This window comes from Clostridium sp. YIM B02555 (assembly GCF_022320955.1).
Lineage (GTDB): Bacteria > Bacillota > Clostridia > Clostridiales > Clostridiaceae > Clostridium > Clostridium saccharoperbutylacetonicum.
In genome coordinates this window covers 465,693-489,665 of sequence record NZ_JAKJJY010000001.1, presented here as the reverse complement: position 1 = coordinate 489,665, position 23,973 = coordinate 465,693, and the positions used below count along the sequence as shown (strand labels likewise).

Annotated in this window: 20 protein-coding genes and 1 pseudogene; all 21 read right to left on the bottom strand. The window is 27.1% G+C overall.

Going from position 1 to position 23,973, the window contains the following annotated elements; genetic code table 11:
* Window positions 1-102: 102 nt before the first annotated feature.
* A complete protein-coding gene (locus tag L3B98_RS02145) occupies window positions 103-969 on the bottom strand; it encodes a glycosyltransferase family 2 protein (protein ID WP_238915449.1) in 867 nt (288 codons plus the stop codon).
* 57 nt (window positions 970-1,026) lie between these two features.
* Window positions 1,027-1,884: a glycosyltransferase family 2 protein gene (locus L3B98_RS02140; protein WP_238915448.1), complete on the bottom strand. Its 858-nt coding sequence runs from the start codon at window positions 1,882-1,884 to the stop codon at window positions 1,027-1,029.
* Window positions 1,885-1,895: 11 nt separating this feature from the next.
* A complete protein-coding gene (locus L3B98_RS02135; RefSeq protein WP_238915447.1) occupies window positions 1,896-3,266 on the bottom strand; it encodes a glycosyltransferase in 1,371 nt (456 codons plus the stop codon).
* Window positions 3,267-3,302: 36 nt separating this feature from the next.
* A complete protein-coding gene (locus L3B98_RS02130; RefSeq protein ID WP_238915446.1) occupies window positions 3,303-4,484 on the bottom strand; it encodes a Coenzyme F420 hydrogenase/dehydrogenase, beta subunit C-terminal domain in 1,182 nt (393 codons plus the stop codon).
* The gene (locus L3B98_RS02125) at window positions 4,471-5,574 is read right to left on the bottom strand and encodes a polysaccharide pyruvyl transferase family protein (protein WP_238915445.1); all 1,104 of its coding nucleotides are present in this window, start codon (window positions 5,572-5,574) and stop codon (window positions 4,471-4,473) included. Before L3B98_RS02125 ends, L3B98_RS02130 begins: the two co-directional genes overlap by 14 nt.
* 24 nt (window positions 5,575-5,598) lie before the next feature.
* On the bottom strand, window positions 5,599-6,759 hold the full coding sequence (locus tag L3B98_RS02120; RefSeq protein WP_238915444.1) for a DUF1972 domain-containing protein: 1,161 nt from the start codon (window positions 6,757-6,759) through the stop codon (window positions 5,599-5,601).
* Between the two features lie 22 nt (window positions 6,760-6,781).
* Window positions 6,782-8,128, bottom strand: a complete 1,347-nt coding sequence (locus tag L3B98_RS02115; protein ID WP_238915443.1) for a UDP-glucose/GDP-mannose dehydrogenase family protein — start codon at window positions 8,126-8,128, stop codon at window positions 6,782-6,784.
* Window positions 8,129-8,145: 17 nt separating this feature from the next.
* Window positions 8,146-8,832, bottom strand: coding sequence for a sugar transferase (locus tag L3B98_RS02110; protein ID WP_238915442.1), 687 nt, complete (start codon window positions 8,830-8,832; stop codon window positions 8,146-8,148).
* 193 nt (window positions 8,833-9,025) lie between these two features.
* Entirely contained in the window at window positions 9,026-11,497 is a 2,472-nt protein-coding gene (locus L3B98_RS02105) for a LuxR C-terminal-related transcriptional regulator (protein ID WP_238915441.1), read from the bottom strand.
* A 114-nt stretch (window positions 11,498-11,611) separates the two neighbouring features.
* Entirely contained in the window at window positions 11,612-12,304 is a 693-nt protein-coding gene (locus L3B98_RS02100; RefSeq protein WP_238915440.1) for a CpsD/CapB family tyrosine-protein kinase, read from the bottom strand.
* Between the two features lie 12 nt (window positions 12,305-12,316).
* Window positions 12,317-12,991 carry a Wzz/FepE/Etk N-terminal domain-containing protein gene (locus L3B98_RS02095; RefSeq protein ID WP_238915439.1) on the bottom strand — a complete coding sequence of 225 codons (675 nt, stop codon included), beginning with the start codon at window positions 12,989-12,991 and terminating at the stop codon, window positions 12,317-12,319.
* Between the two features lie 402 nt (window positions 12,992-13,393).
* Complete coding sequence (locus L3B98_RS02090) at window positions 13,394-13,576, bottom strand: hypothetical protein (protein WP_238915438.1); 183 nt, start codon at window positions 13,574-13,576, stop codon at window positions 13,394-13,396.
* Between the two features lie 102 nt (window positions 13,577-13,678).
* A complete protein-coding gene (locus tag L3B98_RS02085; RefSeq protein WP_015391296.1) occupies window positions 13,679-14,353 on the bottom strand; it encodes a response regulator transcription factor in 675 nt (224 codons plus the stop codon).
* Complete coding sequence (locus L3B98_RS02080) at window positions 14,334-15,536, bottom strand: sensor histidine kinase (protein WP_238915437.1); 1,203 nt, start codon at window positions 15,534-15,536, stop codon at window positions 14,334-14,336. The genes L3B98_RS02085 and L3B98_RS02080 overlap by 20 nt, the downstream gene beginning before the upstream one ends.
* A gap of 20 nt (window positions 15,537-15,556) precedes the next feature.
* Entirely contained in the window at window positions 15,557-16,051 is a 495-nt protein-coding gene (locus tag L3B98_RS02075) for an A24 family peptidase (RefSeq protein WP_238915436.1), read from the bottom strand.
* Window positions 16,052-16,357: 306 nt separating this feature from the next.
* Window positions 16,358-16,735, bottom strand: coding sequence for a phage replisome organizer N-terminal domain-containing protein (locus tag L3B98_RS02070; RefSeq protein ID WP_343073575.1), 378 nt, complete (start codon window positions 16,733-16,735; stop codon window positions 16,358-16,360).
* Between the two features lie 353 nt (window positions 16,736-17,088).
* Window positions 17,089-17,861: pseudogene (locus L3B98_RS02065) on the bottom strand (CpsB/CapC family capsule biosynthesis tyrosine phosphatase).
* A 395-nt stretch (window positions 17,862-18,256) separates the two neighbouring features.
* Window positions 18,257-20,221, bottom strand: coding sequence for an ABC transporter ATP-binding protein/permease (locus L3B98_RS02060; protein ID WP_238915434.1), 1,965 nt, complete (start codon window positions 20,219-20,221; stop codon window positions 18,257-18,259).
* Window positions 20,222-20,283: 62 nt separating this feature from the next.
* Window positions 20,284-21,438, bottom strand: a complete 1,155-nt coding sequence (locus L3B98_RS02055) for a Coenzyme F420 hydrogenase/dehydrogenase, beta subunit C-terminal domain (protein ID WP_238915428.1) — start codon at window positions 21,436-21,438, stop codon at window positions 20,284-20,286.
* On the bottom strand, window positions 21,438-22,427 hold the full coding sequence (locus L3B98_RS02050) for a glycosyltransferase family A protein (protein WP_015391290.1): 990 nt from the start codon (window positions 22,425-22,427) through the stop codon (window positions 21,438-21,440). Before L3B98_RS02050 ends, L3B98_RS02055 begins: the two co-directional genes overlap by 1 nt.
* Entirely contained in the window at window positions 22,406-23,947 is a 1,542-nt protein-coding gene (locus tag L3B98_RS02045) for an oligosaccharide flippase family protein (protein ID WP_238915426.1), read from the bottom strand. Before L3B98_RS02045 ends, L3B98_RS02050 begins: the two co-directional genes overlap by 22 nt.
* Between the last annotated feature and the right edge of the window lie 26 nt (window positions 23,948-23,973).

The window sequence follows — 23,973 nt, the reverse complement described above, 5'->3', positions numbered from 1 at the left end:
CTTCCTTTTTAAAATTTTCCAATATTCAAGAATAAGTATAATCAAATATTTCTTCACATTGTTAAATACTATTTAAGAGATATTTTCTTAATATAAATTCTCCTAGTTACCCGAATCGATAATGTATTTGGATTTTAGTTTTGCTAATTCCAAAAATATCCCCTTTAATAAAATTTCTACTTCCTTTTTCCTTAAGTTCCATGCTTTAAAGTAATAATTTTTAGTAAAATCTTTGCTTCTATTCGATTCATAAGCTAACATCCTATAAAATCTATATTCTACATATTTGTCTAATTTAATTAAATCATTATGTTTATCTTTTATGAGTCTTAATGCATTTAATCCCTTTTGATGGCTTTTAGTTAAACTATCTTCTTGAAGAAAAACATCTACTAAAGGATTATTTATAAAATGTATATTATATTTTTGTGATAATCTTATCATTAACTCCCAATCTTGGAATCGTGGTAAAGTTTCATCAAATTCTTCATTGTAGAAACATTCTTTCTTTCCTAAAACAGTTTGAGTACTTATAAAACTCCCATACAACAATTTCTTTTTTATTTCACTATCCTTTATGCTTTCTTTAGGCATTAAATCTACTGAATCATTTTTATACCTATTATATGAACATGCAACAATGTCTGCATTATAATCTTTTAAAGCTTTAAGTTGTATTTCTAATTTATCATTATGCCATTTATCATCACTATCTTGAAATGCTATTAATTCTCCTTTTGCTGCTCTTACACCAGTATTTCTTGCTGCATTTGCGCCTAAGTTTCTCTCATGTTTAATATATTTTATTCTTTTATCATTCATTCTACGAACTATTACTTCAGTTTCATCTTGTGAATTATCATCTATTATTATTAGTTCAAAATCTTGATAAGTTTGATCTAGTATACTTAGTACACTTCTTTCTATAGTATTAGCTCTGTTAAATGTAGGAATAATAATTGAAATCATATTTATCTCCTCCTTCTTATTATCAGATTTATTAAGTTATTAAAATTCATATAATTTTCAATGAATTAAATTCTTAACTAAAACATAAATATATTTCTCTCCTAAAGACATAGATCTTAAAATATAAAACATGTATAAACTTAATTTATTAATATTTAAATATTCTTTATAATAAATTAATCTACTATCATATAATATTTTGTATTTACTAGCTAAATTTGAAATATTTTTATTTATTGATTTAGAATGTTCATGAATGCATTCTAAATTATTTAATGTAACTTGCCTCATTCCAATAGACTTTATTTTATACCCTAAAATTCTTTCTTCTCCAAATAAAAAAGTTCTTTCATCAAACATTCCTATCTGCTCAATAACCTTTGATCTAATCATAAAAAAGCACCCAAAAATAATCTGATAATTTACATATTCTTCATTAAAATTATTTATTTCTTTCTTCTTAAATACTTCATTTAATAAAAACATAGACTTAAAATCTTCTTTTATAGTAGGTATATTAGTTCCACCTGGTTCATATTGACCTTTAATATTTTTTATTTTAGTATTTACTGCTGCTACATCTAAATTTTGTTTTAAAAACTTTTTCATTTCCCTAATCGTACTATTTTCAAAAATAACATCTGGATTAGCTATTGTAATATATTCAGGATTAAATTTTTGAATTGCATACCTAATACCAACATTATTTCCATAAGCGTACCCCTTATTATCTTCACTCTCTATCACATGAATTTTTTCACTTATATATTTTTTTAATATTTTTAAAGAATCATTTGTAGATTTATTATCAATAACTACAATTTTATCTATTTCTAAATAATTTTTTATCTTATTAATCAAATTGCATGTAGTTCTGTAATCATTATAATTTAATATTATTACTACGTTATCCACTATCGTTCTCCTTAATCATTTTTATAACTAGACTTTATTTTTTTATAATGATCTTTAATATGATAAATAAAAGTACTGTTTTTAATATTTTTATTTATCTTCTTTAACTCTGTTTTCAATATACATAACTTACTAATAACATCTTTTAAGCTTTCTTTTTCTAAGTTTATTACTATTCCTATATTTAAATCATTTTGTGTAATTAAGTCTTTTGATCCTACTCTATCAGTTACTAGCACTGGTACCCCATAACTTAATGCTTCTAAAGTAATAAAACCAAAAGTTTCGTACCATATACTTGGAACTATTAATAGATCTGTTTGATCAAATATAGTTTCTAATTGTTCATATGAATATCTACCATAAACATTTATATTATCATCTATTTGATACTTACCTATATCTCCATATAAATTCAACTCAATCTTAGATTTATATTTATTATTTAATTCCTTTATTGCATCAATTAATAAATTAAATCCCTTATATTCTTTATCTGGTCCTAAATAGGTCAATCTTAATTTATCATGATTATAATCTTTCAGTTTCCTATTATCTTTAATATTGCTATGAGTAATAGAAACTATTTCTCCATTACAATCTAGATATTTTTCATATACTTCCTTTGATATACTACTATTAAATAAAAATTTATCTATATAAGTGAACATAATATTGTAATAAGCTAGTAATTTTTTATAAGCTATTCTATAATTATCACTTATTTCTATTTGCTCACTTTTTTTATGATCATTATTGCTTGTCCTTTTATTGGAACTATTTTTATTTAAGATATCTTTTAATTTATTAATAATGCCCTTATTTTTTAGTTCTCTATAAATACGAGATTGAAGGATATTAATCATTTTTATACTATATCCTGATTGATTACATCTTAAGCACTTTTCTATATTTCTATCATTACATACATTTCCTTTATTATCTAAAAAGTTAACCTTTGTACAAATTCCAAAATAATCATGTGTTGTATATACAATTTTTATATTTAAACTCTTGCAAGCTTCTAAAAATTCCTTATATAATCCCATCATAGTATGAACATGTACTATCTCAATAGAATGATCTTTTAGATATTTTTTAAAAATATCTAAATTACATGGTTTAATAAAAATTCCCGGTTCTGATATGCCATTTAATAATGAAACTGGTAATGGATTTATTAATTCGAATGCTTTAATTCCATCTTGATTCTTATAATGTTTAATCTTAGTTACTTTGTTTATTAAACACATTTGTCCTGGAAATAATAAATACACTTCATCATTATTTTGCACTTGCTCTTTCATTAAATCGTAAGAATATTTAGTTAACCCACCTGTTCTATATGGTGGCAAACCTAAACTATAATGTAATATCTTCATAGCTCTCCTTTTAACAAATAACTTTATTTACATAAGCTATTTTTTCATTCCAAGCATCTTTTTTATCTTAATTTTAGTCTTCTTATTTAATACTTTTGATACAATTCTAAATGATAATGGACGTGGCTTTAAATATTTTTCCTTAAGCTGACTATATTTCATTATTTGCATATCGTTCATAAACTCGATTCTATTTGGACTTTCCTCTGTACACTTTATTAAATTTTTATTATTTGCTACTGCATCATTTAAATTTATTTCTATCAAGTTAGCTCTTTTTTTAATTTCTTCAACAAAAGCTTCTGATTTCTTAGTATTAAATAATAAAAGAGAGATACCTTGTTGATTATTAATTTGTGGAATTATTTCATCAATTCCCCATAAATCACCTAAAGTAAAATCACCCACTCTAGGGATTCTTGAAAATGGACATTGATGACAAGATGGTCTATGATATAGATGCTTATAGAATCCCACTTCAAATGCATCATCTACACCTCTTTTAGTATATTTAGCTCCATTTTCAAACTTAATAGTCATATTATGTTCATCCCATTTTTTAGCTTTATCTCTGAAATTAACATGCTTTATTCTGCTGTTATGTATTTTTTCCATATACTCTTTATACTTTTCAAAAACTAATGGGCTTGGTACTCCATGACATACTAAATCAATAGTAATTAAATTTTCATAATCTTTTCTTAAATATGATTTAACTCCTGCTATTTGACAAGGCGTTCCTGTAAAGATAACCTTTTTACCTTTATCTAAAAAAGTTTTAGCATCTTTTAATGACTTACTAATATCACTTTGAACATATTTAGAACTTCTAAATAAATCAATATCTTTTATATCAGTTATGTACTTATGTTCAACTCTAACATTGTCATTTAATGCTGCACCGAAAATAACATACTCTTCCTTACATATACTTTCAGCAATAGCTGTAAAAGCTCCACCTGATGTGCTTTTCTTTACTACCTCTCTATCATTATGTATACATGCAAAAGCTTTAGGTTCTTCAATGTCATTATATTTTTTTTCATTATTATATGGACATACCTTTGAGCACAAATTACACTTAATACATTTTTTCTCATCAATCCTTGGATATAAGAAGCCTTCTTCATCTTGTAGCATTTCAATACATTCTTTTGGACAAATATTATAACAGGCAGAACATCCGCAGCAATGTTTTTTATCACTATACACAATCATATTCTGTATACTTCTCCTCATTTTGAATTGTTGATAATATATTTGAAAGTTGCTTTCTCGAATACTCGGCATACTTAGATACTCTTGGAGTAACCTTCTTATAATCAATCTTTTCTAGTTTTCCAGGAAGATTGAGAATGTTTTCATATGCTCTATTATTCAACCCAGCAACACCTAATATATTACTAATCCTTGATGTATTAACTTTAGGCATTACAGCAATAAATTGCTTTTCTAAAATTAGTGAAAATGATACACAGTGGAATGAGTTTGTTATTATAAAATCTGCTCCATCAATTAATCCTAAAAACTCTAATGGTCCTGACTCTTTTAATGATATATCATGATAGCATTTAACTGGAAAATCTCCTACTAATATAACATTTAAACCAATTCTTCTTTTATATTCTTCAACAATATCACTTAATTCCTTTGATTGATGTACGGAATATACTAAAATATAATTCTTATACTTACTTTTTTTACTTATTTTCCTATAATAATTAGATGATAAAAGAAATACTGGATCTGACACATTTATTGATTCAACCCCAACATTTTTTAGTTGATCAACCCCTGATTGCTCTCTCATTGAAATCCATTTATAATCAGCTACTCTATTAGCTAATATTTTAAGGTCATCAATGGACATATCTGATCTCCCCATACTAGCTGCATATGATATCTTATTCTCACTTTTAACAAATTCTAATGTATATGCTGAATCCTTTCCACAAGGGAAATATGTATTCCATACTTGATCGCTTCCAGAAACATATATATCTGACATTGGTGGATTTTCTACTAATTCATCATATGTCTTATACATTTTTGAAGATAATCTCATTTTTTTATAATGAAAGTCAGCGTAATTTTTTTTCCTCTTAAAATATTTATTAAAAAATAAAATCATAATAGCTAAATCTTTTATTAATCTTTTTAAACTTTTATCGTATTTAGGCCTGTAATCTATTAATTTTGCATCATATCCTAAGTCATTTATAAATTTTTGTGTTGCATAGCTTTGCAGTGCAGATCCATAATTATATATATTATGGATTGTTATTATTGATATATCTTTTTTATTCAAATAACGATTCTCCTTTTATAAATATTAATTTAGATTAATAAACAGATTTTCATAATCATTAATTATTTTCTCCCAAGTGTACTCTTTTAAGACCCTATCTTTAGCCACTCCACCAAGGGAAGTAGCAGCAATTTCTTCATATGATTCTAAGCTGTCTACCAATCTTGCTAGATCTCCACTTTCTTTATTAAAGTATAATGCCCCGTCTTCTCCAACTTCTCTATTAAATCCAACATTCAATAAGATGTTCAAGTCAGTTGTAGCTAATGCCTCTAATAAAGATGGATTAGTTCCTCCAACTTCATGTCCATGGAAATATCCGTAAGCATCTTCTCTAATCTTTTTTAACAATTCTTGATTATAAACTGTTCCAACAAACTTTATTCTTTTATCTTTATTAAACTTTGTCTTTTCTTTTAACTCGTTATAGAATTTATTTCCATCTACATTTGTTATTAATACAAAATCTTTATCCGTTTTTGATTTCATAAATTCAGTTATCATAGTTTCATAGTTGTTTTCTGGAACAAATCTACCTACAACTAGATAGTATTCTTTTTTCTTAATATCTTTTTCTTTATACCATTTAAGCAAAGTATTATCATCATCAGATAATTTCGATTTTTCAGTATCAGCTCCATAAGCTATAAAAGTTGTTTTTGGCTTGTACTGTTTATAATCTTCTTTTATATATTTTTCAATATTCTTTGAATCACATATTAACAAGTCTGCATGCTTAACCATGTATTTCTCTGAAGTTTTCCAATATTGTCTTATAGCTTTATTCCATTTTGCTCTCTTCCATTCATGGCCATCTGGATTAACAATTAATGATACACCTAATTTTTTTAATTTCTGTTTAAAATAGCCAATAAATGGTCCAATTCTACAAGCTAAGATATATACTATTGAGCTTTTTATATTATTCTTTCTTATGTATTTTATACATTCTTTTAATGCCACTATATCATAATAAACTGCTTTTGCTGGACCAATATTAGGTACTTTTACATTAAAGCACCTTGCTCCATTATGCTCAAACTCTTTAGAATTATCTGCTAAACAAGAAACATGGTATTTTATTTCTTTACTTTTTTGTCCTTCTGTTAGTTTTTCAACGAATGTCTCAAATCCACCATATTTTGCAGGTATTCCTTTTGAGCCTATAATAAATACGTGTTTCATTATTATTCCCCTTATTCATTATCTATCTTATTGTCGCTGCTACTTCTCTTTTAGCATTTTCTAAATTTAGAATAGCTTTTCTTCCAACAGAATGATATTCTATATTTCTTTCTTTTACCTCATTAATTGTATAACAATTTCTCCCATCAAATATAACAGGAGTCTCCATCAACTCTTCATATAAACTTAAATCTAAATCTCTAATCTCATCCCACTCAGTAAATATAAACGCCAAATCCGCACCTTTTAAAGTTTCTTCTGGAGTCTCTACATATTTAACTTCAGTTGGATATATTCTCTTGAAATTATCAATTCCTACTGGATCATATGCTACTATTTCTGCACCTTCATCTAATAACCTTCTTACATTAGGTATTGATGGTGCTTCTCTTAAATCATCAGTGCCTGGCTTAAATGTTAATCCAAGTACTGCTACTTTGAATCCTTTTAATCTACCAAATTTTTGTTTAGCTGCTCTGAATAATTTATACTTTTGATTTTGATTTACTTCTATGGTTGCCTTTATTGTTTTCAATTCATATCCACTATCATTTGCAAGCCAATGAAGTGCCTTTGTATCTTTAGGGAAACATGATCCGCCATATCCGATTCCTGCATTTAAGAATTTATCGCCTATTCTTGGGTCAAAGCTCATTCCTTTAGCTACATCCTCAACATCTGCTCCAACCATCTCACAGAAATTAGCTATTTCATTCATAAAAGAAATCTTAAGAGCTAAAAAGTCATTTGAAGCATATTTAATCATTTCTGCACTTTTTCTGTTAGTTACAACTATTGGTTGATTGTATCTTTCATATACTTTTCTTAAGATATTTTCTGCATTTTTTGATTCAACGCCAATTACTATTCTTTTAGCATATAATGTATCAACAACTGCAGTTCCCTGTGCTAAGAATTCTGGATTTGAAGCCACTTCTACATGTACATTATTTTTAACAATTTCTTGTAAAAATCCTTCAACCCTGTCATTAGTTCCTATTGGAACTGTTGATTTTACCACTACCAAGCAGTCTTTTTCTATATTTTCTGCAATTTGTTTGCAAACATTAAAGACATAATCTAAATTAGCCGAACCATCTTCCCTTTCTGGAGTACCAACTCCTACAAATACTAAATCTGCATCTTTATATGCATTTTCATAATCCACTGTAAAGTCCAATTTTCCTTCATCATGATTTCTTTTTAACAATTCATCTAATCCTGGTTCATATATAGGTGAAATTCCTTGTTTCATCTTTTCAACTTTATTTTCATCAATGTCCACACAGGTTACATTGTGTCCCACTTCTGAAAGACATGCACCTGTAACTAGACCTACGTATCCAGTTCCTGCAACTACTATTTTCATTTTAATCTCTCCCTTTTCTATCTTGCATGCTTATCTCCAAAAAGTACAAAAAATGTTTTACATATTAGTTTTATATCTGTTAATGTATTTCTTTCTGCTACATATTTCACATCAAGTTTCATCCAATCCTCAAATTCAATATCATTTCTGCCTGATACTTGCCAGTAACAAGTAAGTCCTGGTTTTACCTCTAGTCTTTTCATCATCCAATTTTCAAAGTCTGCTACTTCATCTGGAAGTGATGGTCTTGGACCCACCAGGCTCATTTCCCCTTTTAATACATTAATCAACTGTGGCAGTTCATCTATGCTTGTCTTTCTTATAAATTTACCAATTTTGGTTACTCTAGGATCTTCCTTCATTTTAAACATTGGCCCACTCATTTCATTTTGGCTTACCAATTTCTTTTTTAATTCTTCTGCATTAACAACCATAGATCTGAACTTATACATTCGAAAAGTTTTTTCATTCTTTCCAACTCTTTCTTGGCAAAAAAACATTGGACCTTTTGACTCAATTTTTATTAACATTGAAATTATTATCAATAACGGACTTAAAGTTATTAATCCCATTAATGAACAAATAATATCTATGGTTCTCTTTACAAAACAATACCCTATTCTGGATTCTATTTTTTTTCCAAACAAAACCTCTTGTTCTTTGAGCAGAATTTCTTCTCTTTCTAAATTCAATTGTTGTTGCATAATATAATTCCCTCCCTTAATATTTTTTCCTTCCTAAAGTGATTTAAATAATTAGTGTGATTAATATGATATGAATAATAATGATATTTGGAATCTTTATTATGTAATTTAGTATAAAATATAATAGGTTTGTTGTAACCTACCCATCATGGGTAATATTATAATTTTATAAATTATTTTGCATATTAGTAATTTATTGTATAAAATATGTTTTTAATTTAGAGCGAGATGTAATTGAAAGCTTGTTAAAAATTGACTTTAAATAAAACTTCACAGTATTTTGTGAAATATATAATTGTTCTCCGATTTCTTTATTAGTTAAACTTTTTGCTGCAAGCTTTGCAACTTCAAGTTCTCTCTCCGTCATTTGTGGTATTTTATTAAGTTGATTTGAAGTTCTTATTTTTTCTATGCCATTTTTATAGTCATTATATAATTTTAATATATCTTGTATCTCATTTTTATATAACTCACCTTGTCTTATTTCTTTAAGTATAGCTAAAATATACTCACCATTTTCTACAAAAGGCATGTAAATTCTATCTGGTATAGCTATCTCTAAAGCACTTTTTAAAGATTCAATAGCCATTTCTTTTTCACCAAGTTTTAAACGTGCTGCTGCCATATATATATAGGTATATACATATGAATAAATATTGGGAAAAGTACTTGCAACTTCTAAAAATTGTTGACTAATCCCTAGAAGTTTTAAATATTCACCTTTTAAGAATAATGTTTTTCCATAAATTATATTTGCATAAGAAACAGTTAAAAAAGAAAGTCCTTCTTTTTCAATATCACCGGAAGATAGCCATTTAGGTATTAATTCCATTTGACCTATATTGCTGAATATAAATCCCTCACATAAATCTATAGCTCGATTAAGATCATATGATTTTATTTTTTCTTTTAATGTTTTTAATATGCTCTTGAATTTGATGAAATTTCCATCGATTATGGCAATACGAAGCATAACAAATTTAGCACACAAATAAATACTATGTTGCTTTTTACTTTCAGACATGTAAATTGCTTTATAACATAATATTTCTGCACCTTTACAATCCCCACGATTTAAAAGTATTTCGGCTTTCATAACTGCTTCAGCACCATACCCATGATTATCTGTTAATTTATAGTAATATGATATACCTTCATTCATAGTTTTAAGTTCTTTATCTAATGTTCCGCTTTTTCTATAGAACATATATAATACGGATGGTGATCCGCATGTCCATGATTCCCTGATATTTATAAGCTTTGTTTGCCCTCCAAGCATCTCATAAGCTTTTTTACTTTCCTTACTCATAACTTCAATATCATTATATGCTGTAAAAACTGAAAGAAAGGTCAATTCTCCCATAAGACTTGTTTTTTCCTTTTCAGATAAGATTTCACTATCTTTTATATTGTCAGCAATTTCTTTTTTTAGTAACTCTAAATAATTCCATTCTTTATATTGAGACAATATCAAAGCAAACACAATAAGATTTTTAGAATATTTCTTTTTGATTTCATTTGGGCAAGTTTGCACAATTTCTAATATTATATCTTTATCTTTTTCCTTCATATCTTTTGTAATGTCATCGGCTCTAATATTCATGCTAAATATAGATTCAAAGTTTTTTATTCTATAAAAAATAAGCATTGCTTGTAAATGATGGTTATTGTGTTGGTACCACTCTCCAATTTTTAATATAATTTTATTTTGAAAATTTGTATCAAATTTTTCAAAGCTTTTTTGCAAATAGTCGATCAAAATAGTCTGAATACAATATACTTTTTTATCCACATCATATTTTATAAATATATTAACATCATGTATCTCACTAATAAAATCTGATACATCAGTGCTCTCTAGTATAAACTTCAACTTTTCTACTGTAAAATCTTCACAAAAACAAAGTTTCAAAAAGTTTGTTTTTGCTTTTTCTGAAAACTTATCATTCATAATTTTTTCTACTAAAAAATAAATATTGTCTGTTGATTGAAATCTTTTATTTTCAATATAATCAAGCATTTGAAGATATAAAACACTTATCCAACCACCACAGTATTTATAAAGATTTGTTGATTCATTTTCATTTAAATAAATTCCACAAAGCATATAATACTTTTGAATTTCAGATACATCCAGCTCAAAATATGATTTTGTTATATGATTTAACTGTTTTTTCAAAATCATATCAAGAATATTTTCTAAACTATGATTTTGTGTAAGAATAACTATATGTACATTTTTTAATAATTTTTCTCCAATACTTATTATAAAATTATTAATAATTTTATTTTGAACTAATTGAAAATTATCAATTACTAAAATCGTTTCTTCAGAAAAATTTATATTTCGAAATAAAATAAAAAATTCCTCTAGTGAAATTTTATCTTTAGGAATATCCATGTCTTTTGTTTTTAAAACAATATCTTTGTCTATATCTGAAAGGCTATGACAAAACTTTATCCAAAAATCACTTGTGGAGTTGTTATCTAATACCATCCATAATACTTTTGCATCTAATTTATTTAAAAATTCTTCTGCTGCCGTTGTTTTACCATATCCGCAAGGTGCTTCCATTATTGTTAATGGATAATGAGTTATATCTGATAGTTTATTTTTAAGCTTGTCAGTAAAGTATTGAGCTTTAGTATTATATTTTTTAGACATTTCTAACCTCCCTCAATTAATATTTGTCTTATGCATTTTAGAATGTAAGAATATTTTAGTAATTAAATTAAACTATCTCTGAATTTCTCTTCATTCATTTATTAATGTTATTTATCAATAGTAATGATACTTTTCCCTAGTATTTTCTGCTGCATTTAAGACAGTTCCTATTATATTGGCACCAACTTTATCTAGAAGACTTTTAGCTTCTATTATTGATTCTTTTTTTGTTCTTTCTGCTCGTACAACAAGTATCGTTCCATCAACTTTTGTGGCTAAAATTTGAGCATCTGTAACTGCTTGAAGTGGAGCACTATCTAAAATGACTATGTCATATTTTTCTTTTAACTTTTCTATTAGATTATTCATAGCATTTGACGATAACATTTCAGATGGATTTGGTGGAATCTTACCAGAAGATAAAATATCAAGATTATCATTATATTGCTGTACTGTTTCTTCTAAAGATGTTTTACCTATTAGAATTTCTGAAAGCCCAACTAAATTAGATATTTTAAACTTCTTATGAATTGAAGGTCTTCTTAAATCACAATCCACTAATATTATTTTTTTATCATTTTGAGCAAATGATAATGCAAGATTTCCTGATACCGTTGATTTCCCTTCTTCTTTTTCTGAACTTGTAATTAGCATAGCTTTTAGTTGTTTATTAAATGATGAGTACTGTATATCAGTTCTTAAAGTTTTATAAGCTTCTGATTCTAGTGATTTCGGTTTTTGCTCAACTATAAATTCTTTATGTTCTTGCCCTAATACTGCTTTCCCTGATTTTCTTACCTTAAACATGCAATCGCTCCTTTACGCTAATTCATTAGGAATAGTACCAATGACTGGCAACCCCAATATTCGTTCTAATTCTTCCTTTGTTTTTAATGTATTGTTCATAGCATCTAATAAAAATGATAATCCTACACTAATCATTAATCCAAGTAAAAATGCAATAGCTATATTCATTTTTTTATTTGGACTTACTGGCCTTTCAGGTATTTTTACTTTATCTATTATCTTTACATCCCCATTTGGTATAAGCTCTGTAGATGATTCTATAAATTCATCTGTAATTGAATCTACTACATCTTTAGCTAAGATCCTATCTTCACTTATATACTTAATTTCTAAAATTTGAGTATCAGCTCTTGGTGCAACAGTTAATCCTTTAAGAACCTCTTCCGACGTTATATCTAGGCCTTCTTTATCAATGGCCTTTTCAACTAAATTATTAGTGGATATAACCTCCACATATGTCTTTAATAATTTTTGATACATGTTAACATCATTATCACTATATTTTGCATCTTTACTATTTTCTTTTCCTATAAATACCTTTGTACTTGCTTCATATTTAGGTGAAATCATATAAAAACTCATAAACACGGAAAATATAGTTGAGATGATTGTTATTGAAACTATCATCTTCCATCTTTTTTTTAATATCTTTATTAGCTCTTCAATTCTTATAATGTCTTCATTCATATCTTCATTCATCCCTCTTTATATTGATATTAGTTAAATTTCTTTATTAGATGTACTATATTTAATTCAGTATAAAGTAGATTTTCTGTTCTGTAACCTACCCATTTAAGGTAGTTTTTATATTTTTTAGTATATTTTGTGCATTATTCTAAATATTTTTTAATCTTACATTAATTTATATCACAAAACATGGTAAAATCTACTCGAAATAGATTCTACCATATAACTTAATATATAATTTAGAACTGCTAATAACTTTAATAATTCATTATCAGAAATCGAAATGCACTTTCTTTCAAATAAATTTTCTTTATATAATATAATTCGCAATATCATTTTAGAATCTGACAAAATAAACAAAAAGTATATTATATTTCCCAATAAATCTTTTCTTTTCCATATTTATTGCAAAATATAATCGCCTAACATAGAATCATTAGGAACTTGAATTTCTTTAATCATTTTCTTATCTATAAGAGTTCCTGAAAGTATTGTTTCAGTTGCTCCTAAAACAGTTATCTCTTTTGTTATTTGATTTGGTGATTTTAAAGACTGCAAATATATTATGTTTTTTCTTTTCTTCATGACTTAATTATAATACTGTCAACTTTACTTTGGCAGATTGCCAAAGTCACATTTCATAAGTAAAAAAGTCACAAAAAAATAGGGACTAAAGCCCCTATTTGATTAATCCTCATATTTACTTATGTAATATTCCTTGATATTATTTTCTATTGCAAAAATTGTAGCCTTAACTCTATCCTCCACATTTATCTTTCTAAAAAGATTTGTAGCATAGTTTTTAATTGTCTTTTCAGAAAGATACAGTTGTTCTCCAATTTCCTTATTACTAAGCCCTTTCGAGATTTTAATCAGCACTTCAACCTCTCTTCTTGAAAGCTTATCTAAAACACTTGCTACTTTCTTATCCTTAATTTTCATGTCCGAAAAAAGTATGGAAACTAATGATTTATCAATATATTTTTCACCCTTATGTACTGTTCTAATTGCATTTACGATCTCTGTTCCTGCTGAATCCTTAAGCATATAGCCATCTGCTCCAATATTTATAGCTGTATTAATAGTATTTCTATCATTTTCAACAGTTAACATTATGACTTTAATTTTGTCTCCTTGCACCTTTATACTTCTAAGAATTTCAATGCCATTCATAATTGGCATATTGCAATCTAATATAACAACATCTAACTCATGCATATTTAAAAGCTTCAGTGCCTTCTCACCATTTTCTGCCTCAAAATCAATATTCATATCCTCTTCAAAACTAATAATTCTCTTTAACCCCTGCCTTATTATATCATGATCATCAGCGATCAATATTTTAATTACCTCGTCTTTCATCTTTTGCCACCTCTCGATTAATAGGAAGCTTAACAGTATAAGTTGTACCTGTTTTCTTCGAGGATTTGATTGAAACTTCCCCCTGAAGCTGATTTACTCTATCAAAAATACTAATAAGTCCATAGGAAGTTCCTTTGGTTTTTACCCTCTTTAAAGTTTCTTCTATATTAAATCCAACACCATCATCAGTTATAATTAATATTAAATATTTTACTCCGAAATCCATCTTTACCTCTGCACTCTTTGCTTTAGAATGCTTTTTAATATTATTGAATATTTCCTGAATAATTCTATATACTGCAACCTGAATAATGGATTCTATTTCTGTCTCAATGGGCTTTAATTTTATCTTTATATCAATATTAGACTCCTCTGAAATAGTATTTACTGTTTGCTGTATAGTTTGAATTAACCCCAAATCATCTAAAGACATTGGTCTTAAATCAAATATAATACTTCTTACTTCCTTTAAGGCTACTTTAACACATCCCTTTAAATCTTCCAATTCCTTAAGTCCTTCTTCAAAATCCTTTTGAAGAACCATCTTACAAATATCCACCTTCATAACTACATTAGCCATATGCTGAGCAGGTCCATCATGAATATCTCTTGCAATTCTCTTTCTTTCATTTTCTTGAGCTTCTAAAATTTTTATACCGATAAACATTTCCGAATTTTTATCTGCTCCTTCTAAAACCGAAAGAATATCTCCCTCTAAATAACCCATGGCGATACTTATTTGATTAATTATTTTTTCACCACCCTCAATATTTACCATTGTTTTCTTTAGGGCTATTTCCAGACTATCTCTTTTATCTCTTAGTAATTTTTCTTCATTTTTCTTTGTATAAAATTTAACCCTTGTATCCTCTGCTCTTTCGTAAGCCTTCTTAATATCACTTTCAGAATATTTTTTAAAATTTGCAGAGACCCGAGCCAGTCTTTTTCTACTAGCCTTATCTTGCCTTTCCAGTTCATCAACCTCATCTATAACCCTAACAGCATCCTCCTTAACTTTCTTAATCTCAAGCTTCAATTTTTCCTTATCTTTTCTTATGTTTTCAACAATATTAAGTATTTGCCCTCTGCTTGAATCTATCTCCCCTATTATATTGTTGATTATTTTACTGATAGAATTAACATCTAAGTCCATATTGTTTATCACATCCTCGCCTTCATTCAAAATACAACTTAAGTTCAACTTTATATAAAAATCAGTAATGAAATGAAACTTCCTAATGATAAAAATGGACCAAATGCGATATAATCCTTAGTTCCCTTTATTTTTAATAATATTAAAGCAATACTGATTATTGAAGAAATAATAAACGCTAAAAGGAGTGCCCATAAGGTTCTATTTAGTCCTAAAAAGGCTTCAATGGCAAACATAAGCTTTATATCTCCCCCACCCATGGCATTAGGAATAAGAGCTAATAAAAATAGTATTCCTCTACCACATATCATTCCAAGTATTGCATCTATAAGCGGAGCTCTAACTATAAAAGAAAATATAATTCCAATAATTAAAGCTATAGCAACCATAAAATCCGGTATAATTCTATGTCGCAAATCAATAAAAGAAATTATGATTAAAATTGCTGTCATAACTATTGCCTTAGCTAATATAATTATAAACCCTAATTGTAAGGCTGAAACTTCAAATGCCAATCCACAAATAATAGGAATAAAAACATTCACGGTTTTTCTCTTATTTTTAATTATGCTATATGATATTCTCTCTATTATAAAATTTAATATACTTCATATAATTAAGCCTATAATAAAAATTAATATATGCATTGTTTACCTCTCAAATAGATTTATTATCTACTTTAGTTAGGCATAATCAAAAAAAAATAACAATTCAGTATGCTAGTCTATTTTGTGTTTCTTTTTATCCTATTCCTACTGTAGAAGATTTCTTTTTCCATTTTACAGTCTTCGACATTATTTGTCTACACTAATATGTAAAACTTATTATTTAGACAACACGTTCTCCCACTCCTAAAGTTCTTTCTTCATCACCATCATAAAAACAAACAATTCTAATATCTTCAACATCTTCATCAATAGCATCAATATTCTGATCTTTTTCTTATTTTTCTTTACCTTCTTATTCTTTTTCACTCTATAAATATTATCTTCAGTAAGTTTAATCATTTCTAATTCTATTAATACATCTAATCCTAATTTAATTTGATCAATACCTCTATTAAATTCTATTACTAAAGTTTCTATTGTATATGGAATATTTTTAGAAATATGTAAATTCCCTTCTAAATTAACCTTTCCAGCTAAAGTGACAAATCTAGTCCAAACATAATGAATAAGATCTCTTTCAGGCTTCGTATCTATTATTTTAAATTTTGTATCATCAAACATATCAACTCTAAATTTAATAATTTACTATCAGAAATCAAAGTGCACCTTCTTTCTAATACATTTTTTTCATATAATATAATTCGTAATATCATTTTAAAATGTGACAAAGAAAATAATAATTATGTTATATTTCCCAAGAAATCTCTTCTTTTGCACATTTATCTGAAAATTTACTCATCTGTTTCGCAGACTATGTATTTCTTCTACCTCTCAGAGTTATACCCTCAAAGGGCACAATGTCCACTGATTTGACTTTATTATAATTTCCTGTATTAGAATAAAAAGCTATAAATTTGGGAAGTTATAGTTCCAAAATTTATAGCCTTTGCTTATTTAAATATTAAATTTTGTGTTTATTTTTTTAATAATGAAAATATTGATTTCTTTTCTTCAATTTTTCTTCCAAAAAAATCAACCTGCTCATTGTTTAGCATCTTTTTTGAACTTTCTTCAAATATTCTTCCCATATCTTTATTTTTTTTTTTTTGTTTAATATTGTTGTAGCCTTTGATAATCCTGTAGTTCTATTTTCTATATTATGAGCATCTGAGCCAATGAAGTTATATATTCTATTAGCTAAAAAGATTTCTGCTGTCTTTTTTACATTTGTTCCAAATTTTCCTTCTAAGCTTCCGGCATTCATTTGAAATAAATATCCTTCATCAATGAATCTATTAATTCTTGAAGGTTTTTCTATAATAGCTTTATACCGTTCTGGATGAGCTATTATCGGAATAATATCTCTAATTTGAAGTTCATATAGTACATCAGATATATTTTTATTTAATTTATGCATTGGAAATTCAATTAACATATATCTCGAACCATTTATTGTTCCAATCTTGCCTTCCATATAATATTGTATTATATTCTCAGTATAGTAAACTTCTTGTCCAGCATATACTTTTAAATTTATTCCTTCACTTTTTATAATAGAATTTATTTCTTTAACGAATACCTTAACTTCTGAAATTGTTGATTCTCCATACTCTAACAAATAATGGGGAGTTGCAACTATTTCTTTTGTGCCATCTCTTTCTGCATTTCTTAGCATTTCTAGTGTCATTTCAACATTTTTAGAACCATCATCAATGGTTGGTATTATATGTGAGTGAATATCTATCATAACTTCCCCTTTGTTTCTTTACTCTATTCGTTAGTTTTCACTAATATCATTGTATTATAGCATAAAAAAGTATATTCTGCGAAAAATTATGCACTTCATCTATAACAAAAATATGAGCAATCTTTACTCTTAATCGTCTATTTTTTGCAAGTTTACACTTGCTACCATCATGTATTTGGAGCTACATAATATAATATTGCGTTATGATAGTTAAATTTTATATAAAAACTCTAACAAAATTCAATCACCTTGATAGGCACCCCCTTACAATTAAATCTAAAAAAGCATTGTTTTATTTTCTTAAAACTTTAAATATTTAGTTGATGATATTTGTGATGGAACAATATTTAAGCTACTCTCATATTTTAATATATTCAAATTTTTATGTACTTAAGCTATTCTCTTCTTAACGATTCCACTGGATCTAACCTAGCAGCTTTATTTGCTGGTAACAATCCCGACATTGTACTTATAATTATACTTACTACTATTCCAAATACTTCATAGGACCTTTTTATTAAAACTAATTTAATCCCAAACAATTTATTTGAGATGATATTTATCCCCCTCATAAATAAGAATGCAAAAGCGAGTCCTATAATACCACTAAAAACTCCAATTAAAAATGCTTCACAAACAAAAATTCTCCTTATATCTTTTCTCCTTGCACCAATGGCTTTAATTATCCCTATTTCTTTTGTTCTTTCTACAACGCTAATATACATAACTACTATTATCATAATTGCTGATACTACCAAAGATATTGCTGCAATCCCTGATAGTACATATGTTAAAATACTTATCATTTGGTCAAATAGTTTCATCATTTCCTCTTGCGAAGAAACTGAATATCCCATTTCCCTAACTTTATCTTTAATTGCAGTTGTATATTTTTCACTACTCGTATTAATATAAACTGCATTTGGTTTTAATGTATATTTATTTTCTGAATACAAGTTTTCTAAATCTGAGTAATTCAAAAAAGCAGATTTCATTATTGAGGTTAAATCCCCACCAACCGCAGTATATATTCCGCTGACAACAAATTGTTTATCTATGATTTTTTGATTGACCAATATATGCATACTAATTTTTTTACCAATAACATCATCTCCAAGTTTGTCACTTGCAGACTTATTAATTAATATTTCTCCACCTTTAGGCAATGCTCCCTCTTTAATATTGGAGTTTATTATGTTTGATGACACCGTTGATAATCTCATTAAATTACTTGTTTTATTATTATAAGTTAGGGAATTAACTCCCATAGAAATTATATTATAGCCTTTTTCTATTGAAGATACATTTTCTATTTTTGATAAAGCCTGTATATCTTCTTCTTCGAATGTTTTTTGTGTATTAATATTTGGTTTTTGTACAGCAGCAATATCCAAGTTAACCGTTTCTGTATCATCACTGGACATATTAACTTCTATTACCAAAGGATTTACATAACTATTCATTGTATTATTAAAATAAGCTTTAACTCCATTTCCAAAGGATAACATTAAAATAACTCCCATTATTCCAATACTGGCTCCTATAGAAATAAGTATATTGCGTATTAACTTTCTTTTCATATTAACAATAGCTAACATTATAGAAGAAATAATACTTAATTTTTGACCTTTTTTATTAACCTTTACTTTTTCTTCATTAACGCTGCTTTCTAATTTAAAAATTTCTCTATCTTCAATTATCATTCCATCTGCTATACTAATCACTCTGCTGGAGTAAGAAGCCACCTTCTCAGAGTGAGTAACCATAATCACAAGTTTACCGTTTTCAGCAATCTTCCTAAGTATTTCCAAAACCTTCATTGATGTCTTAGAATCTAAACTGCCTGTAGGCTCATCAGCAATAATCATTTCTGGATCATTAACTAAAGCTCTTGCAATAGCCACCCTTTGTTTTTGTCCACCAGATAATTGGTTGGGCTTCTTATATATGTGATTTATTAATCCAAGTTCATTCAATATTTCTTTTGCACGTGTAACTCGTTCCTTTTTTCTAACATTAGATAAAGTCATAGCTATTGTTACATTATCTAAAATAGATAGATGTGATATTAAATTAAAGCTTTGAAAAATAAATCCAACTGTATTTTTTCTATATTTATCAAGTTCTTTTATTTCATATTTTTTTATATTTTTTCCATCTACAATTACTTCTCCAGAATACTCAGAATCTAATCCTCCTATTAAATTCATTAATGTTGATTTTCCACTACCTGATTCCCCAATAACAGATACTAATTCACCTTTATGAAAATTCAAGTTGATATTATTTAATGCATAAACTTTTTTGTTTCCATTTAATTTATAGTACTTATTAATATTCTTTAACTCCAATAAATACATTTATGTTTTCACCTTCTATCCATCTTTTGTAATAAAAATCAATACTTAAAATACAATTTAATTCAACGTTCCCTTAACTTCCCTAAACTTGATTGTATTTTACCTTTTATCCTTTTACCTAAAGTAGTTTTTGTATACTTCATTATAGAATGTTCTAAATTTTTCCCTTCCGCTTCTTTAAAAAACTTCTCTCGTTTTTTATTATATTTAACTGGCCTAACAATGCATGGATTATTACTTATAGCATATCCTATATCACTTTTTATTACTTCCATGCCACAAGATATTTTTTCAAATATTTCTTTTCCTTTTTCTGTGTTTACTAAAACTAATGATATACCCTTATCATCATTAAATTCTGAATGCTTTTTTTCTACGCCCCAATAATCTGCTAATGAAATATCGCTATTACTTGTAAAATTCTTTGCTTTGCATTCATAACATGATGGTCTTAAATATAAATCATGCAAAAAACCCTTCATGTATATATCCTCATGTAAAGTTTTTGAGTAAATTTTATTATTTTCAAACTCTGTGACATAACTAAATTTATTCCAACCTAATGCTTTATCTCTAAATCGTATATCTTTGATGTTTGAATTATATTTATTTTTAAGATTTTCCTTATACAATTTAAAAATTTTAGGACTTGGTACCCCATGACAAATTATTTCTGAAGTAATCAAATTATCATAGCTCTTATTCAGAAACAAATTTAAGCCTTTTATCTGACATTGAGTTCCACTAAATAAAACTAATCTTCCATTATTTAAAAAATCTTTAGCTTGCTTATATGTATTTCCTATTTTACTTTGTACATACTTTGACCCTCGCAGTTTTTCACATTCCTCTATAGTTTCTGCTCCTATATGTTTAACCTCATAATTCTCATCAAAGGCAGCTCCAAATACTACACCGCCTTTTTTAATTACTTCCTCGCATAGTAATGTAAATACACCTCCTGATGAGCTGCTTTTTCTAATATCCTCATTCTTATTTCTACAGGCATATGCTATAATTTCTATCTTTTGAGCTTTAGGATCATTAATTACAGGACATGCTTTTTCACATAAATTACATTTTGTACACTCCCCATTATTAATTACTGGATATCCAAACCCCTCATCATCGACTTCAATATTTATACATTCTTTAGGACATATATTGGCACATGAATAACATCCTGAACAATCTGATTTTTTAACTATATCAATCATTATGTTAAACACCTCTTTATTTTTATAAATCCTTTGATTGCAATATTTAATATTGTATTTTTACAACTTAAGCATTGAATAAAATCATTGACATTGGCTATATTATTATTCTTTAATATACTATATTGTTTATCAGCTAACTTATGGTCTTTAAATTCGCTAGCAATATACAATTTTTTTCTTATATATTTTTCTTTTATTATATTTAAGTACCTCATTTTTTCATCTTTCTGAATATCCATATTTTCAATTGTATTTACCAATATATCTTGATGATCATCACAGCGCTCTAGCATTTTTCTATAATCTATTTTTCTATGGGAATGACTATTTTCTCTAATCACATATAAATACAACGTTTCATCAATAAAGCCACATTTATATTTATAAGTAATAGGCAGTAACATTTGCCAATTTTGTCCTGCCCTGCTTTCATATATTGTTCTACTCGGATTTACATCTAAGAATGATTTTGCCCTCACCATATAGCAACCTGGCGCAAACCAAACTCTATTTTCTGTAATTAAATCTAAAAATAAGTCTTCTTTTAACTTATTAGCATTATTTTTTGCAAAACGTCCTTGAATTTTATCTAAGTTATTCTCTATAACTATAGCAGCATCAGTCCTTACTAATCCATATTCCTTATTCTTTTCTAAAAACAACATTTTCTTTTCTATGCTGTCGATTGTCAATACATCATCAGAATCAGGCCATGTTAAATAGTCTCCTTCAAAAATTTCAAGACCTTTATTCAAAGCACTTGCCTGACCTCCATTTTCTTGATAAATATATTTGAACTTCATTCCTTTTTCCTTAAATTTCGAAATATAAGATTTAGCAATACTTTCTGTTTTATCAGCCGAACCATCATTTACAAAAATCATCTCTATATTTTTATAGGTTTGATTTAATATAGATTCTAGGTATCTGCTTACAAATTTCTCTCCATTAAAACATGGAGTTATTATGCTAACCATTTTATCCATTTTATTTTTCCTCCTAAAGCCCTATCTGCCATGCTTAATACCTGCTGAAATTCTTTTGTCTTTCTAAATAGTAGTAGAAATACTAGATTAGGAATAGCCGCGCATATTAAAATTTTAATTATAAAATTAATAACCTTGCCTTCTAAGTAAAATACATTTAATATTTTGGATATCACGAAGGTAACTCCTAATATCGTAATTAAATATTGCGTATATTTTGCAAAATATCCTTTAGACGAAGTTTTTAAGGCATATTTGCAAACAATATAAGGTCTCTGCCAGCATGGTAATACTATACTTGAAACTAATGTTCCCATAAATACTCCTGCTAATCCCCAGCTTTGTACCAATATTATGGATAGAACTAAATTTACTACTGATTGAATTAATGGTGTGTACTTATCCTCATCATAAATTCCAGCTGCTGTCTTAACGGCATATATAGGTACCCTCATTCCTGTAAGGTAATAATTTAATAAAACGATAATCAATATTGCACTGGAAATCAAAAATTCCTTTCCAAGCCAAAGTTCTATAAATGGATTCAACAAATTATAAAAACAAATTGTTGCAAAACCAAATAACCAAAATGCAATAAAATTTATTATTTCAAAAATTTCAATTTTCTTTTCATCTGACTCTGTTGCTATTAAATTGCCAAGACTTGCAGTCATACTATTAAAAAACATTACTATTATTCCATTTACCATGGCAATTATCATTGAATAATTTGAATACAATCCAACCATACTTACACTTATAAATGCAGAAATGACTATATTATCTGTTCCATTTATGCAATAATCTCCAATTTTATGAAACATCACTGCTTTTACATTTTTAATTATTGCTTTAAAATCTTCTTCGGACAGCTTTTCTGTGATTTTTTCTCTTAGCAATGGATACATTTTAGTAATCTTATTATTTATGTAAAGCCTTTGAATAAAAAGCACAAGCATATTAGTTAATAAATACATAATATAATTTTTAGCTATTAATAATACTATAATTTGCGCTGCTGTAATCATCACACTAAAAATTATATTAATTGAAGTTAACATATAATCTTTTTGATTTGCACTTAATAAGGTATTTTTGTAGCTCATAAGATATGAATATGACGTATTAACAAGATATATAAAAAAAATTAATTTTATATTTTTAACATCTCCAGGATCTTTTATAATTACATTTAAAAACATCATCAACATTAGTCCAACACAAAAAACTAATAATCCAATCCATCTATAAACTCTTTTATAAAAATTCATAAGCAATGTTATCTTTTTTTTGTCGCCTTCTGCTACTGGCTTATATAAACTAAAATTAATAGCAGTTCCAACACCTAATTCAGCCAAAGATAACATAGAAAGCACATTAGTAAGTAATCCGTTAACTCCTAAATATGATTTTCCAAGAACATTTATAAATATAGTTCTTGAAAAAAATGCTAACAGGTTAGTTATTAAATTAATTGCCAAACCTGATCCAAAGTTTTTTAGAGAATTTTTTATTCGCATAATACTGCAACTCCATTTATAAAATA

Excerpts from the sequence above, each read along its gene's own strand:
- L3B98_RS02145 (WP_238915449.1), bottom strand. The coding sequence starts at position 969 with ATGATTTCAATTATTATTCCTACATTTAACAGAGCTAATACTATAGAA.
- L3B98_RS02135 (WP_238915447.1), bottom strand. The coding sequence starts at position 3,266 with ATGAAGATATTACATTATAGTTTAGGTTTGCCACCATATAGAACAGGT.
- L3B98_RS02130 (WP_238915446.1), bottom strand. The coding sequence starts at position 4,484 with ATGATTGTGTATAGTGATAAAAAACATTGCTGCGGATGTTCTGCCTGT.
- L3B98_RS02120 (WP_238915444.1), bottom strand. The coding sequence starts at position 6,759 with ATGAAACACGTATTTATTATAGGCTCAAAAGGAATACCTGCAAAATAT.
- L3B98_RS02115 (WP_238915443.1), bottom strand. The coding sequence starts at position 8,128 with ATGAAAATAGTAGTTGCAGGAACTGGATACGTAGGTCTAGTTACAGGT.
- L3B98_RS02110 (WP_238915442.1), bottom strand. The coding sequence starts at position 8,832 with ATGCAACAACAATTGAATTTAGAAAGAGAAGAAATTCTGCTCAAAGAA.
- L3B98_RS02105 (WP_238915441.1), bottom strand. The coding sequence starts at position 11,497 with ATGTCTAAAAAATATAATACTAAAGCTCAATACTTTACTGACAAGCTT.
- L3B98_RS02100 (WP_238915440.1), bottom strand. The coding sequence starts at position 12,304 with ATGTTTAAGGTAAGAAAATCAGGGAAAGCAGTATTAGGGCAAGAACAT.
- L3B98_RS02095 (WP_238915439.1), bottom strand. The coding sequence starts at position 12,991 with ATGAATGAAGACATTATAAGAATTGAAGAGCTAATAAAGATATTAAAA.
- L3B98_RS02090 (WP_238915438.1), bottom strand. The coding sequence starts at position 13,576 with ATGAAGAAAAGAAAAAACATAATATATTTGCAGTCTTTAAAATCACCA.
- L3B98_RS02085 (WP_015391296.1), bottom strand. The coding sequence starts at position 14,353 with ATGAAAGACGAGGTAATTAAAATATTGATCGCTGATGATCATGATATA.
- L3B98_RS02070 (WP_343073575.1), bottom strand. The coding sequence starts at position 16,735 with ATGTTTGATGATACAAAATTTAAAATAATAGATACGAAGCCTGAAAGA.
- L3B98_RS02060 (WP_238915434.1), bottom strand. The coding sequence starts at position 20,221 with ATGTATTTATTGGAGTTAAAGAATATTAATAAGTACTATAAATTAAAT.
- L3B98_RS02055 (WP_238915428.1), bottom strand. The coding sequence starts at position 21,438 with ATGATTGATATAGTTAAAAAATCAGATTGTTCAGGATGTTATTCATGT.
- L3B98_RS02050 (WP_015391290.1), bottom strand. The coding sequence starts at position 22,427 with ATGGATAAAATGGTTAGCATAATAACTCCATGTTTTAATGGAGAGAAA.
- L3B98_RS02045 (WP_238915426.1), bottom strand. The coding sequence starts at position 23,947 with ATGCGAATAAAAAATTCTCTAAAAAACTTTGGATCAGGTTTGGCAATT.